General features: G+C 37.9%; 15 protein-coding genes and 1 pseudogene. 4 read left to right on the forward strand and 12 right to left on the reverse strand.

Features of this window, described 5'->3' with window-relative positions; translation table 11 throughout:
* Positions 1–67: 67 nt before the first annotated feature.
* Together HMPREF9088_RS01030 and HMPREF9088_RS12280 are read right to left on the reverse strand one after the other, a co-directional pair.
* Complete coding sequence (locus HMPREF9088_RS01030; RefSeq protein ID WP_282634707.1) at positions 68–1,177, reverse strand: class C sortase; 1,110 nt, start codon at positions 1,175–1,177, stop codon at positions 68–70.
* Between the two features lie 23 nt (positions 1,178–1,200).
* On the reverse strand, positions 1,201–2,439 hold the full coding sequence (locus tag HMPREF9088_RS12280) for a class C sortase (RefSeq protein WP_007207235.1): 1,239 nt from the start codon (positions 2,437–2,439) through the stop codon (positions 1,201–1,203).
* A gap of 230 nt (positions 2,440–2,669) precedes the next feature.
* Here HMPREF9088_RS12280 and tnpA point away from each other — a divergent pair, with 230 nt between their 5' ends.
* Positions 2,670–3,143 carry an IS200/IS605 family transposase gene (gene tnpA, locus HMPREF9088_RS01040; protein ID WP_040367092.1) on the forward strand — a complete coding sequence of 158 codons (474 nt, stop codon included), beginning with the start codon at positions 2,670–2,672 and terminating at the stop codon, positions 3,141–3,143.
* Between the two features lie 328 nt (positions 3,144–3,471).
* Here the strand turns inward: tnpA and HMPREF9088_RS12625 are convergent, their stop codons facing one another.
* The 3 genes from HMPREF9088_RS12625 to HMPREF9088_RS01055 form a co-directional block, all read right to left on the reverse strand.
* Positions 3,472–3,651, reverse strand: a complete 180-nt coding sequence (locus HMPREF9088_RS12625; RefSeq protein ID WP_083429547.1) for an LPXTG cell wall anchor domain-containing protein — start codon at positions 3,649–3,651, stop codon at positions 3,472–3,474.
* A gap of 238 nt (positions 3,652–3,889) precedes the next feature.
* On the reverse strand, positions 3,890–4,348 hold the full coding sequence (locus HMPREF9088_RS12285) for a SpaA isopeptide-forming pilin-related protein (RefSeq protein ID WP_007207238.1): 459 nt from the start codon (positions 4,346–4,348) through the stop codon (positions 3,890–3,892).
* A 12-nt stretch (positions 4,349–4,360) separates the two neighbouring features.
* Entirely contained in the window at positions 4,361–4,918 is a 558-nt protein-coding gene (locus HMPREF9088_RS01055) for a hypothetical protein (protein WP_040366014.1), read from the reverse strand.
* A 145-nt stretch (positions 4,919–5,063) separates the two neighbouring features.
* On the opposite strand from HMPREF9088_RS01055, the gene HMPREF9088_RS01060 reads away from it, so the two are divergent.
* Positions 5,064–6,233 (forward strand): IS256 family transposase, encoded by a 1,170-nt coding sequence (locus tag HMPREF9088_RS01060; RefSeq protein ID WP_007207240.1) that lies wholly within the window; start codon positions 5,064–5,066, stop codon positions 6,231–6,233.
* Between the two features lie 41 nt (positions 6,234–6,274).
* On the opposite strand, the pseudogene HMPREF9088_RS01065 reads toward HMPREF9088_RS01060, so the two are convergent.
* From HMPREF9088_RS01065 to HMPREF9088_RS01100, 7 genes and pseudogenes are all read right to left on the reverse strand, one after another.
* Positions 6,275–7,437: pseudogene (locus HMPREF9088_RS01065) on the reverse strand (IS256 family transposase).
* An 818-nt stretch (positions 7,438–8,255) separates the two neighbouring features.
* Complete coding sequence (locus HMPREF9088_RS01075) at positions 8,256–8,699, reverse strand: helix-turn-helix domain-containing protein (RefSeq protein ID WP_276326771.1); 444 nt, start codon at positions 8,697–8,699, stop codon at positions 8,256–8,258.
* A 179-nt stretch (positions 8,700–8,878) separates the two neighbouring features.
* Positions 8,879–10,192 (reverse strand): helix-turn-helix domain-containing protein, encoded by a 1,314-nt coding sequence (locus HMPREF9088_RS01080; protein WP_007207246.1) that lies wholly within the window; start codon positions 10,190–10,192, stop codon positions 8,879–8,881.
* Positions 10,193–10,394: 202 nt separating this feature from the next.
* On the reverse strand, positions 10,395–11,243 hold the full coding sequence (locus HMPREF9088_RS01085) for a glycoside hydrolase family 25 protein (protein ID WP_007207247.1): 849 nt from the start codon (positions 11,241–11,243) through the stop codon (positions 10,395–10,397).
* Between the two features lie 64 nt (positions 11,244–11,307).
* Positions 11,308–11,520 (reverse strand): DUF2922 domain-containing protein, encoded by a 213-nt coding sequence (locus HMPREF9088_RS01090; RefSeq protein WP_007207248.1) that lies wholly within the window; start codon positions 11,518–11,520, stop codon positions 11,308–11,310.
* Between the two features lie 24 nt (positions 11,521–11,544).
* Positions 11,545–11,754, reverse strand: coding sequence for a hypothetical protein (locus HMPREF9088_RS01095; protein ID WP_040366015.1), 210 nt, complete (start codon positions 11,752–11,754; stop codon positions 11,545–11,547).
* Between the two features lie 77 nt (positions 11,755–11,831).
* Positions 11,832–12,314: a sigma-70 RNA polymerase sigma factor region 4 domain-containing protein gene (locus HMPREF9088_RS01100; RefSeq protein WP_007207250.1), complete on the reverse strand. Its 483-nt coding sequence runs from the start codon at positions 12,312–12,314 to the stop codon at positions 11,832–11,834.
* Positions 12,315–12,504: 190 nt separating this feature from the next.
* On the opposite strand from HMPREF9088_RS01100, the gene HMPREF9088_RS01105 reads away from it, so the two are divergent.
* A complete protein-coding gene (locus tag HMPREF9088_RS01105; RefSeq protein WP_007207251.1) occupies positions 12,505–13,245 on the forward strand; it encodes a hypothetical protein in 741 nt (246 codons plus the stop codon).
* 129 nt (positions 13,246–13,374) lie between these two features.
* A partial coding sequence (locus HMPREF9088_RS01110) for an IS30 family transposase (RefSeq protein ID WP_007207252.1) occupies positions 13,375–13,920 on the forward strand: 546 nt, incomplete at its 3' end.

The raw sequence follows: 13,920 nt of genomic DNA on the forward strand, positions 1-13,920 counted from the left end.
GCATTTTTTAACAAAAGAAAGCACCGGGAAATTCCGATGCTTTTTTACTTATATTATAGTAACTATTTTAATTCGTAATAACAATCATGTCTGCGACTTTCTCGACATGATCATCAATTACTTTGAACAATCGAACCTCCGTCTCTTTCACTTTTTTCATGCCGACGATTGCCTTTTGACGTGGGTGTTGTTCTTCGACAAGTGCTACGCGATACACCCCTCGTGGCAAGTCTGTGAAGATGGCTGTACCTGTCTCATCGGTCACTCTAATGAACAACTCGCCATCGCGCTTCAATTGCTTTTTGCCTCGGCGATCGAACAAGGTTACTGCTTGACCTACCTTTACTTGACCTGCTCCATCTACTACTTGCACTTGGATGGCCATCTTTTTACGCTTCATCAAATACGCGTGAATCGTACGTGCCAAAAAGAGCAAGCAGAGGATGATTGCGACCACTGTCCCCGCCAGGATCGCCGCTTCTTTGTAGTTTGCTGTTTTTTTACTTTTGACGACTTTTTTGGCGATCGCTTCAGTATACGGAACGCGATGCCCTGTGACCAATAGTCGATCCGTATTAATCATATATGGCGTACAAGTAAGTAACGTCACCAAATCACTATTGGCTTCAATCTTCAAACTATCTGTCTCATCTGGTTTCACGACGATAATCTTGTCGACTTGATAGGCCATCTTTTCACTTAAGACCGTCAAGACAAACTCATCGCCCAACTTCACATCCTCTAAGTTAGTAAATAACTCACGGTCGGGCAAGCCACTATGCGCTGCAATCACCGAGTGCGTATTTGCCCCACCTGTCGGATAGGACGTACCTTGGACCACCGTCGCTCCTAATTGTAAGAGTGAGTCATTCGTCGTATCAAATAACGGAATATCCACATTGATACTCGGAATACTGATTGATCCGATGAGGTGTTCTTTATAGTAGGCATCCGATACATCCGTCCCATCCGTATCAAATGACACCGATCCGGCATTGATCCCTTGCTCGGCTAGCTCGGCATTCTTCTTCGCTAATGCTTTCGCTCGAGCGGTATTTTCTTCTTCCGTCTGCTTTTGGACAATTTCCAGTCGCTGCTGATCCAAAAAATTATTTAAAGCATTAATATAAAAAGGATACAAAAATAGCAACATCCCAATCACAAACAAACAAAACACAAACAAACGACCAAGTAAGCGTCTTACTGGCGATTGCTTCTTCTTTTGACGTACACGCTTGGCGATGATGACCCCTTCCCTTCTATGCGACAATCCGCAGTTTTTATTTTTACCGCTAGTTGACTCTCGCTTAATTTCTTTAAGCGTACGTTGATTTTTGGCCATCTTTTGGGCTCACCGACAAATTGCACCCGATAGTTGCCCCCAGGTACATCAGTGAACTGCACCAGACCAGACGCCGTACTCGCTACTTCGACTTGCTGACTAGCGACGCGCACTGGCCGCTTGTTAAATCCTTGTACCAAGCGTACAGACTGCCCGCTCACCGCTTGCCCTTGTTCTTCTAAGTAGAATGCTACGTCATAGCGACGCTTCGACCCACGATAGAGCCAAATCTTGCGTCCCACCCACGCAAAGAAAATCGCAAAAAAGAGGCCTACACCCGCCATCACAGCGTATAATTTCCAACGATGGTAGTTTTGAGTCTTCTTGATTGTCTTTTCGACACTCGTCTCTTCATACGGCACGCGCTCAGCTGTCACGAGCAAGCGATCCGTATTAATCATATATGGTGTACACGTCACAAGCGTAATCAGATCTTCTCCTTGGACAATCTTCAAATCATCCAATTCATCCGGCTTCACTACTTTAAACGAGCGAATCTTATAGGCTAGCTTTTTCTCGAGGACGTGTAGGTAAATCATGTCGCCCTTTTTTAAATCTGTCAAATCAGTAAACAACGTCTTATCCGGCAAGCCGGTATGTCCTGTAATCACCGAGTGGGTACTCTCACCGCCTATTGGATAGGACGAGCCTTGCAAGACGGTCGCTCCTTCAGCGAGTAATGTGTCATTTGTCGTATCAAATAACGGCAAACTCACCTCAATCGAAGGAATAAATATCGCGCCAATATTGTGATTTTGATAGTATGCTTTCGTCGGCTTGTCCGCTTCATTGTTAATATCAGCGAATGGATCTTTCACATCGGTCATGCCAGGTACGGTATACTCACTCGCCATCTTCGCATTTTCAGCCGCTAGTTTTTCCGCTTGTTCCTCAATCTTCGCTTTATTTTCTTTTTCGGTCTGAGTTATGTAATAGTTGATGCGTTGCTGGTCGAAATAGTTATTCGCCGCATCTACAACAAAAGGATAGAAGAAAATGATCGCCCCTAAAATAAAGAGAAAGGCCATTAAAATCTTTAAAAAGAGATTCACTTTTTCATCCGTCGTCGCTTTATTCGTCTTTGCTTTGCGTCTCATTTTCTCACCTCCTATTAGTTATATCATGTTCATTAGAAAAAACGAAGAGTAGCGCCCAAGGCAACTACTCACCGTCTTATTATTGGGCGTGGAGCCCTGTTGAGGTCGCACAGCGTCCGAAACAAAAAACTACCCGCTATGCGTGTAGAGAATCAGAGGCTATGCCAACAAAAATCCCATTCCTGTCGTACAATTGGGTTGTTCGGGCTCAATTGAAAGGACTGGGATTTTTGGCAAATAAAACAAATAGCTTAGCGCATACAAAATGGATGTGTAAGTATCATATTGTATTTACACCAAAGTATAGACGGAAAATAATTTACAATCAAGTAAGGCGAGATTTAATTGAGATTTTCCAACTCTTATGCAAGTACAAAGGAGTCGAAATTATCGAAGGACATATGATGCCAGATCATGTTCATATATTGGTAAGTATTCCACCCAAAATTAGTATCTCTTCATTTGTTGGCTATTTAAAGAGCAAAAGTGCCTTACAAATTTTTGATCGTCATTCCAACTTGAAATATAAGTATGGCAATCGAAAATTTTGGGCAGAAGGATATTATGTTAGTACCGTGGGATTAAACGAAAAAACAATCGCAAAGTATATTCGGGAACAGGAATCACACGATATCACACTTGATAAGTTAAGTGTACGAGAATATGAAGATCCATTTTCAGATGGTGGCTTCAGAAAAAAATAAACCGGTTTGACCGGTAAGTGAAAGTGCCAAGGGCATTGAGTCTGAACAAAGTGAAGGATAACGTCTTTAGGCGTAGCCATAGCAACAAGGGGTTACACCCGCAGAGCAAACCACCCGTTAGACGGGTGGTAATGATTTTAGTTAGGATAAATGGTATCACTTTCTGGGCTACAGATGAAAAAGGTCAAGCAACGAAAAACGCTGCTTGACCAAAGAATCTTTTCAAACGATTAAAGATCGTCTAAAAGTTTATCATCATCACTGGTTAAAGGTCTCAATAACAACATTATTTGACAAGAAACACTTTATATCAACGACTCTTTTACCCTTAATTAACCTTTCTTCTTATAACTATTACAACTGCTACAAAAGCTATTAAGAATAATCCTAGAACCATCGTCCAACTAGTAATTTTTTGGCCAGTATTTGGTAACTTCTGTCCATTATTAGTCTTGTTAGTATCTGGTTTTACTGGAATCTTTGTATTAGTTACTTTAACTTGAGCGATTTTCTTTGTTGTTTGTAATTCAACTGTAAAGCTGTATTGTTTCTCTTTGTCAAACTCGTAACCTGCTGGTGCGGCCGTTTCTACAAAGTATTAGTCTTCTGGCTTCAAGTTGTCATAACTAATTTGACCTTCGGCGTTCGTCTTCAACCCTTCTGCTACTTCTGTTCAATCTTTCTTATAAAGATTGAATACCGCATCAGATAAAACTTATTCGTCTCGCTATCTGTCTTTGTCAAGACTACCGAGCCTGTCTTTTGTGATTTTCTGCAGAAACTGTGGCAACTTTAGTTGTTTTTTGCAATTCAACTGTAAAGGCATATTGTTTCTCTTTGTCAAATTCATAGCCTGCTGGTGCATATGTTTCTACAAAGTAGTAGTCTCCTGGCTTCAAGTTGTCATAACTAATTTGACCTTCGGCGTTCTTCTTCAACCCTTCTGCTACTTCTGTTCCATCTTTCTTATAAAGATTGAATACCGCATCAGATAACACTTTATTCGTGTCACTATCTGTCTTTGTTAAGACAACTGAACCAGTTTTTTCAGCATTTTCAACAGACACTTTCGTAACTTTGGCTTCGGTTGGATCTACAGGTTTTCCATTTTGATTGGTAAAACCAATTTCAGCAGAATCAATTAATGTTCCATTTGCACCATCTGGTAAAACTGTCGAAATATCTACTGGCGCTGAATCTTTCACATTGTTTTTAAATTATTTTACCTTACTAGGACTAGTATCTGGTTCATTTTTTTCTTCAGTGCTAGAAGTTGTCGTAGTTGTTATTTTACTTGTAGTTGTTGTTTCACTTGATTCTGATGTTGCCAATGAAATAGTTGTTGCTTTTCCATCGTTGATTAATGTTATCTCTTTTAAATCATCGCTAGCTAAAGCTAAGCTTAAATCAATCGAAGCTTGTACTTTTGGCAAAATAGTAAAGGCTATTTGTATTCCACTAACCTCGTACGTTCCTATTTCATTGCCAGCAGTGTCTTTTAATGTTGCACTCTCTTCTTTTGTTAAACTATTTTCTGGATCTATAGTCACTGAGAAAGTTGTGCTTTCTGCATCATTATTGACTACATTTGCAGAAATTTTGATTTCTTTACTGTTGTCACCTACCTTAGCTGAATTAATTGTTAAGCCTCTATTCTCCTGTGTCACCGCGCCAACTTGTGCTATTGGTGCTAAATAGAAAACTAGCAGTATTAGCAATGAAATCCAATTTGCAATTTTGTAAATTTGTTTCTTACCTTCTTGTTTTTGTCTCATATACTCACCCCAAATATTTCTTTTGTGCGCTTTTAAAAGATAGCGTAAAATATTTTGTGTAAATAGAAATTTAGGGTAGAAAAAAAGAAAGTCCATTCTGTAAAATTAAAGTTACCGCACAGAAATTTTATAGGAGGACTTTCTCATGATTAATTTTACTACAGAAATTATGCAAACTCTACTCAATAAAGGGGATTTAGATGAATTATTTCGGGAGCATTTAGAACGAGCGATTAACTCGCTCCTACAAGCAGAGCTAACTGCTTTTTTAGATTACGAAAAATATGATCGAAATGGATTCAATTCAGGAAATTCCCGTAACGGGAATTATTCACGTACATTTAAAACAGAATATGGAGAGTTGAATTTAACTATTCCTAGAGATCGGAATGGCGAATTTTCTCAACAAACACTACCAGCATATAAGAGAACCAATGATTCGTTAGAAACGACCATTATCCAATTATTTCAAAAAGGCATTACTATGGCTGAAATCTCCGAATTAATTGAAAAAATGTATGGTCACCACTATAAGCCACAAACGATCTCCAACATGAGTAAATTGGTGTCTGAAGATGTTTTAGCTTTTAAAGAAAGAACGTTAGAAGCCAATTATTCCGTTATATTTATGGATGCGACGCATATCCCTGTGAAGCGACAGACTGTTTCGAAGGAAGCCGTGTATATTACGATTGATATTCGTTTGGATGGAACCAAAGAGGTTCTTGGGTTTACTATTGCCCCAACTGAGTCTGCTTATATTTGGAAAGAAGTTCTTCAAGATTTTAGAAACCGTGGGTTAGAAGAAGTTTTATTAGTCGTGACAGACGGATTAAGCGGTATTGAAGAAAGTATCCATAGTGTGTATCCGAATGCCCAATTTCAACAATGTTGTGTGCATGTATCTAGAAATATCGCTCATAAAGTTCGTGTTCGAGATCGAAAAGAAATTTGTGAGGACTTCAAATTGGTTTACCAAGCGAATTCAAAAGAAGAGGCATTGGATCACATCGACTTTATGATTAGGAAATGGAAAAAGCAGTATCCAAGAGTCGTCAATTTACTCTTGAATCCTGCCCTATTAACCTTTTATAATTTCCCTCACGCCATCAGACGAACAATTTATTCGACGAACCTGATTGAAGGCTTTAATAAGCAGCTAAAACGATATACTCGAAGAAAAGAACAATTCCCTAATGAAGAATCTCTAGAGAGATTCTTAGTTTCGCAATTTAATCAATATAACCAAAAATTTTTAGGGAGAATTCACAAGGGATTTAAAGAAATTCAGGATACATTAGAGTCGATGATTTAACTGTAATTAACAGAATGGTTCTTCCCTACTGTAGATTGTTTCTAATTCTCCATCGGTTGACTCAGCATTTGTTCGAGCTCGCCTTCGGCCTGTTGGAAACCTTTATGACTGCGACCTAGGAATTTTTGGTTGTAAGTATCAAAAGACGAGACTAAGAGACGTTCCATCGACTCTTCATTTTGGAACTGTTCCTTGCGGTGGCTGTATTTCTTGATTTGCTTATTAAAGGATTCAATCAAGTTCGTAGAGTAAATAGTCTTGCGTATGGCTAATGGGAAATCATAGAAAGTGAGCAGGTAATCGTTCGAAAGGATCGATTCCACCATTTTTGAATAACTGGTTTTCCATTTTTCCGCAAAAGCATCACGTGCTTCCAATGCCGCCTTTTTAGATGACGCTTGATACACCTAAAATCATCACAGACTTCCTTACGATTATCGACACGCACTTTGTGACTGATATTACGGGAAACGTGCACACAGCAATGTTGAAAACGGGCTTTGGGGTAGAACCGCTGCACGGCCCCTACCATCCCCTTTAAGCCATCCGTGATGAAAAGGAGGAGGTTTTTCACGCCACGTTCCTGGAGGTCTATTAAAATCTCTTCCCAAATCGTGATAGATTCAGTTGGTGCAATCGCATAGCTCAACACTTCCTTTGAACCGTCCGGGCGAATGCCAACTGCGATATGAATGGCTTCCTTGGCGACGGTTTTCCGCTTTAAAGGGATATAGGTTGCGTCCATATAAATAGCGGCATAACGGTCATGAAGCTCACGTTCCTTAAATGAAGTGACTTCTTCCGTAAATGATTTAGTCATATTGGACATAGTTTAGGGCGTGTAGTGATGCCCATACATTTTCTCAATCAAGTCTGCGATTTCCGACATGGTAATACCTTTTCGGAAGAGGTGAATGACGGTCTCCTCTAAGGTATTATTCGTCCGTCTATAAGCAGGAACAGTCTGTTGCTTGAACTCGCCGTTGCGGTCGCGCGGAATCTGGAGATGAAGTTCCCCGTACTCGGTTTTGACCCTACGGTCATAGGAGCCGTTACGAGAATTACCCGTGTTAAAACCAATGCGATCGTACTTTTCGTAATCGAGGAAAGCCGTTAACTCTGCTTGTAGGAGCGAGTTAATCGCTCGTTCTAAATGCTCCCGAAATAATTCATCTAAATCCCCTTTATTGAGTAGAGTTTGCATAATTTCTGTAGTAAAATTAATCATGAGAAAGTCCTCCTATAAAATTTCTGTGCGGTAACTTTAATTTTACAGAATGGACTTTCTTTTTTTCTACCCTAAATTTCTATTTACACAAAATATTTTACGCTATCCTATCATTTTTTTTAATCACAAACTTTATTTGATATTAATTATAAAAAAAGAATGAAACTAAAAAAGTCATTTGTATAGCAATGGATATGCTACGACAAATAACTCTTTTTTAAATATACATATAAGAAGATTTTTCTCTTAGCCACAATATAATACGTACAAAGTCTGAGATTGATACAAAATCACTAATCAAAAGCTGTTTATTACTTGAAATGGTGGATATCTTCTCAGTGGTCAGCAAGAAACAATATTTATTATGATTAATCTCTTCATGATTATCTGTATAGAATTGAAAGTCTATTTGAGAATGAAAAAAACCTTGTATTTAAGAAAGTTGATTGATTAAGTAGCGCTGATGGTTTTCCCCAACACTTGAGTGCACATATACCTTCAATGACTGAAGTCTTTCAAAGAAAATTAAATTTTCTGTTACTAAGAAGTAAACAACCATAGACAAGCGTAACTCAAAATCAACATGATAATAGTCCTTCGCACTGTATAAAACTGTCTGAATAGACAAAGCTCTTGATGGATTAGTGTGAAACATTTTTTTTACAAAAAAAGATGTTCTTAAAGGTACCTGGCCCATAACATATGGAAACAGCTTAATTTGAAAGGTCGTCAATACAATCAGTTGCTTTGAGCGTTCTCGATTAACTAGTATCATACTAGGAAAGAAGAAGCCTTCACATGACATAGTCATCTTTAGTGAATACATAATTTGTAAAATCTAAGCAAAAAATATCATCCATCACATGAGTTACCACGGCACTTCTAACTTCATCATATAATAACTGACTATCCCATCTAAAAAAAGTCAATAATTGAGTAAACAAGATACCTACATACGCTTCATTGTCTCCTCTTATTCGATAGCCATTTGTAATGACAATATATGTATCAAATGGTTTAAGATTTTCTTTTAATTGAGCAATCAATCTAGCAAAGGTTGCATCTGAGAGCGACAATCTTTCTTTATAGAATTTCGCATCTTTTCTAGGATATAAAAATAACTCATAAAGCAACCGGCTCTTAACTGACTCCCCCATGAAATGTAACATTACCTTCAGCAATGAATCACTATTGTATTTCAAGCTATCCGAAGAAACATGACAAAAAACCTGACGCACTTCAGATACATAATGGTTGAAAGTAGTGCTAGAAATAGACAGATCAGTTTTGATTGTGTTTTTAGGAAGATTTTCCCCATAAATGTACAACGCTTCAGCGATTCGAATTTTTTTCCAAATGTCTTTCTAAAAATTGATACAAGTCAACCTACTCCTTTGACAAATTATTACAAAATTTTCTATTTTTTTCTTAACCATGTCAGAAAAGCTAAGTAATCAACGGAAGACACAAAATCACTAATCAAAAATTGCTTTTCTTTTGGAATATCATCCAATAAATCAGTCGTTGCGATATAGGCATTAACTGGTAATTTGCATTTATTTTCATCGTTAAATATTTTGAGAGTACTGTCTTCATTGAAATACCCAAGTAACGGAATCATTTGTTGATAAATGTAGTTTGTCCTACGGATACCAACGGAAGAATAGACGAATAAATGAACTGTCTTTTTCCTTTGAAATCCCAATAAGTCATCATCTGCTACAAAGTAAAAAACCATCTCATAACGTTTCATTAAGTCGACTCTCACAAATTTTGACGCGCGATAAATAAAATTATTAATACTGTCTGTCCTTTCTGGATAAGCAATTCGGTATTTTAGGTCAAAAAACTTCATTCTTAGTGGTAAAGTATTAACATTATAAGGGAAAAACTTAATTTGAAACCCGACACAAGTCGCTAATTTAATAATTGCCTCTCTGGTCGTATTAGACAACTGTTCTTCTGGAAAACATGCTTCTAAAACAATTCCGATTCTTTCTTTTACTTGCTCACTAACTTGACTCATTACCCTGGTGAATTGCTCAAACAACTCTGAAAGAGGTCGATAGCGATGTCCGTTCTCATCTAATTTTTGATCATAGCAATGATATAAACAATTAGTCAGGCAAACTGTTTGAAAAAAATATACTTCAAATGGGTCATTAGCATATGTATATGATGAAAAATCATAGTTCATAATTTCCTTTATCTCACGTTCCTTACCAAATGAATACAGTAATTCTTCTAGTTCATGTCTTGACCAAAAATAAAATAGCCCTATGTAAGAAAATAAAAAGCTAAACTGAAACTCGTCCTCTGCCTTTAACCGATAGCCATTTCTTACAATAATCGTCACATGAAACCTTTCTAAATCCTCTTTTAAATTAGCAATCAAGCGTGCAAAAGAGGCATCGCTTGTGTTGAGTTTTTTCTTATAAAAATACGCTGCATTACCCGGATATAAAAATAACAAACGTAGTGCTTCTATTTTTTTTGATCTTGAAATAATCTCTTCAGCTACTTTTGTGAGTGAATATGAATTATACCTATCTCCTGATTCATAGTATTCATTGTATAATTCAGTAATCTCTGCTAAATATTGGGATAGTGTGGAGTTTGAAATATTTAGTTTTTTTGTGACTACGTCTCTTGGAAATTCATCCCCGTATACATACAAGCGCTCTGCCACTTGTAACTTTTTTCTCAAATAGCCTTCTAAAAAAAGCCACATCCTTCTGTCACCTCTATTTTAATGGTTTTAAAGATTTTTTCAGTAATATTTTCTTTTGCATATAAAATGATAACACAACGTTATCTGGACAACAATAACACTTTATATAAATAATGAAAACTAATATTAAATAACAAAATGCATAAAAAAAATCAAAGCTAGCTCGTGAAATCTAGCTTTGAATTGCAATTAAATTACTATATTATGTGAGTAATCTCCCAAACCCTTTAAAGTCTCCTAGTGCAAGGTAGCCTTTTGTGCCATCCGCTCGTGGTTGTTCACCCCACACATAGCCATCCGCAAAATGAATATTTTGAATTACTACTTTGGACTGCTTGGGTAAGAGCGCGATGGCACTACTAGCCACACTTGGTTTTGCTCGTAAATATATAGGATAGTCTAATTGAAATGTACGCACAGTTAACGCCCCCTTTTGCTCTGATTGTATAAGTATCGAACTTCCAAATAATCGTTCAAATGGCACACCATTTAGACGATTGAGATCGAGTGGACCGTCATAGCCTTTCAGACGACCGTTGGATGTGTATTGGTGCAGCTGATAATTTTTCGTGGCGTTCGGAAGTGTTCCTTCGAATGTACCGGTATTTCTTCCATACGTTGGTATCCAGATTGCATCGAAAGGATCTGTATCTAGTTGAAATTGTTGGTACAGGTGATTGGCAATATAGGCTCCTACTTTTTTGGCACCGCATGCTTTAAGTGTCTGTCGATAGACTTCGCAACCTTGGCGCATATTAGCCATTGATTGTTCTTCGACATCTAGCCACCAAAAGACCGGCTGATAGGCGTGTGCTCTTTGGTAAAAGATACGTGCTTCTTCTTTCATTTCTTGAATGGAATGGCCGCGCACCCAAGCATATACAGCGCACGGAATGGCCAATGTTTGAAATTGTGCTAGATGCTTTTTGTAGGCGAAATCCTCATAGTTTTTCCCGTATTGGACTCGGACAATGACCCCTTTGACTTGCTTGGCTAGTAGCGGATAGTTGATTTTGGCAGGGTCTTGCCACTCTGAGATATCGATAATCATGCTTTTCCTCCTAAAAAGACTGACCACACAGTCTTCGAGTATGCTGTGTGGTCAGCCAAGTGTCTTAGAACAATGGTGTTTCGATTGTTTCGACGTATTTCGCTGAGTTGACTTGCTGATAAAGCGCAATGCTATTTCGCTCAAACAAGTTTAATGCGATTAAATCTTCGGCTGCTTTGCGTACTTCTTCTTTCGTTAAATCTTCGGCGGCTGTTTGTGGCACCCATGAGTGTTTGCCACCTTCACTATTTAAAAAGACAATCGTTAATTTTTTCATGTTGGTTTTCTCCTTTATGGTTTATTAGTCTTGAAGCATTTGGTATTCGATTGTTTGGTATGTGCCAGCTACTTCGGCAGCGCCTTTGGTCAATGATGCCACGATACCGCTTAATGCTAACACCGCTTCATCCGGTTGATCTGCTTTAACATTACTAAATGTTTGTTTGATCGTGCTTTGTGTCTCTAAATCGGTCAATTCTACTCGAATCGTTCCTTTGTTGTGTACTTTCATGTTTTTTCCTCTTTTCATTATTTGATTGGTAAGTCGCGCGCCTTACACCTATATAAACGAAATTTTTTTTGCAAATGTCAAAAGGATTGAAAAAAAAGTTTAAATTTTTCTCGTAGAATTTGACGATAGTACGATTTCATCTGTCTGGAAAGCGGGCGTCCGCCTAATAGAGCAGTCAGCCGTTCTTGATCCTTCTCATCCAATTGTGTATAGAATTCTTGAAACGCCACTTGAATTTCGAGTTCATTCAGCGCTTCGAGCTTTGCTGGTACTTCTAGCCCTTCTTTTGCAAGATCCACTAGATTTTCGCGTTCTTTTTGTTTCCGCTGAAAATCAATGAGCGACCAATAAAGCTTCTTATAGAGATACGAAAGTGGAAAAGCCTCTTCAAATGATTGAATGTCTGTGTAATCGACCGCTAATAATACGAGTTGCCAGCGTGCTTCTTGCAAATAATCTTCAAAGTTGTGATGGTGACTGTATACGCCACACCGATACGTGACTTTACGAATCAGCCCTTCATATTTTTCTACTATTACTGGTGCAATTGTCTCCTTCATATTTTGACTCCTGTATTCGTATTCCTCGAGGTAAGACCAGTATAGAAAAATAGGAGTTTTATTTTAGTCGTCAATTTTCAATTATTTGGATCAATTTAATGATTACGCTTTCATTTTGGCGTAAATTATGCTAAAAATGGAAATAGAATATTAAATACGTATTGTGATTTTATCAAAGGAGTGTGTGTCATTGAACCTAGCTTACCCATCTTCCGAACTAACGATAGAATGCTTGATTGAGTTTGCTCACTCGTTTATCAATCATTCTGACCTTTCTTCCAGCGAACCAATACTTTCTTTACCCTTTCGGAACAATCCTTTCCTATTATCTGAAGAAATACTTGCATTGTACCCAGTTGAAATAACCTCGCAAATGTATACAATCGTGGTCTATTGTGACAAGTGGCAACTCATGTGTCGCTCACCCCTTGACGTTGTTAACGACTGGTTGCGCCAGTTTCAATTTGATTATTCACGCTTTTGCTTATTATTTGAGGGCTTTGAAAGAATGCAAAAATATTACACCCCAGCTTCTGATTCGAATTACAGCTTAATGCCGATTGGTACCGCTAAGGATAAAAGAACAACATGGATCAATGCCCATCAAATACAAAAAATCCAAGAGTCTAAATACATCACGCGGGTACAGCTACTCAATGGACTAAGTCTACCCACAATCAAGAAAGAATATTCCTTAAAAAAGAATATTCGTAGCGCCGTCATTACTGCCCATTTTTTAAAAGAGGCAGACTCCTTGTGGTGTGGTTTTAAAAACCAACATAAATACTTGCAACCTGAAAAGCTGAATCTCTCCTGTAAATCACTCGCGAGTATCCTCGTCAATCAAGAAGACTTTCTCTTTTCATCAGAAGAAATTACAACATTGCAACAAAAAATTGTAGAACTACGGCACCAACTCTTACTAAAATGAAAGTTAATTTGCTTTTTCTTCATCTTTTATTCAAAACGCCGATTGTAAAATTAAGTTAGACAAATAAAAAAGTCATCTGTGCTACACTCAAGATAGTTCCGCCTAAAGAATTATAAGGAGTGAGTACAAATGACCTACACCCATCTTACACCAGATGAACTTGTTATGATAGAGGCTTATGCGAAAGCCCATCAATCAGTTACGAAAACAGCTCAGATGTTGAAACGTTCAAGACAAACAATCTATACTGTTTACGCTTATTTGAAGGATGGACATACTGCATTGGAATACTACCAAAATTACAAGAAAAACAAGGCAAAATGTGGGAGGCGTTCCATCGTTTTACCAGCAGAACAGGTAGGATACATTCGAAAAAAAGTTGTTCAAGGGTGGACTCCGGATGTGATTATTGGTCGAGGGGAGTTTCCTATTGGGTGTTCTGTCCGTACCCTTTATAGAATGTTTAAAATGGGTATATTTGATTGTTCTGATTTACCGATGAAAGGGAAGCGAAAACCCAATGGACATCAAGAAAAGCGCGGTAAACACGCATTTAGACGCTCCATTCATGAACGTTCGAATGACTATACTTCTTTTGAAGAAGAGTTTGGTCACCTTGAAGGTGACACTATCGTAGGACAAAAACATAAAAGTGCCGTTATTACCTTAGTTGAA

Origin of the sequence: Enterococcus italicus DSM 15952 (assembly GCF_000185365.1) — a bacterium.
GTDB lineage: Bacteria > Bacillota > Bacilli > Lactobacillales > Enterococcaceae > Enterococcus_G > Enterococcus_G italicus.

Bases quoted from the DNA above. Each gene is read 5' to 3' on its own strand.
- HMPREF9088_RS12280 (WP_007207235.1), bottom strand. From the start codon at position 2,439: ATGAGACGCAAAGCAAAGACGAATAAAGCGACGACGGATGAAAAAGTG.
- HMPREF9088_RS01055 (WP_040366014.1), bottom strand. From the start codon at position 4,918: ATGAGACAAAAACAAGAAGGTAAGAAACAAATTTACAAAATTGCAAAT.
- HMPREF9088_RS01060 (WP_007207240.1), top strand. From the start codon at position 5,064: ATGATTAATTTTACTACAGAAATTATGCAAACTCTACTCAATAAAGGG.
- HMPREF9088_RS01080 (WP_007207246.1), bottom strand. From the start codon at position 10,192: ATGTGGCTTTTTTTAGAAGGCTATTTGAGAAAAAAGTTACAAGTGGCA.
- HMPREF9088_RS01085 (WP_007207247.1), bottom strand. From the start codon at position 11,243: ATGATTATCGATATCTCAGAGTGGCAAGACCCTGCCAAAATCAACTAT.
- HMPREF9088_RS01090 (WP_007207248.1), bottom strand. From the start codon at position 11,520: ATGAAAAAATTAACGATTGTCTTTTTAAATAGTGAAGGTGGCAAACAC.
- HMPREF9088_RS01095 (WP_040366015.1), bottom strand. From the start codon at position 11,754: ATGAAAGTACACAACAAAGGAACGATTCGAGTAGAATTGACCGATTTA.
- HMPREF9088_RS01100 (WP_007207250.1), bottom strand. From the start codon at position 12,314: ATGAAGGAGACAATTGCACCAGTAATAGTAGAAAAATATGAAGGGCTG.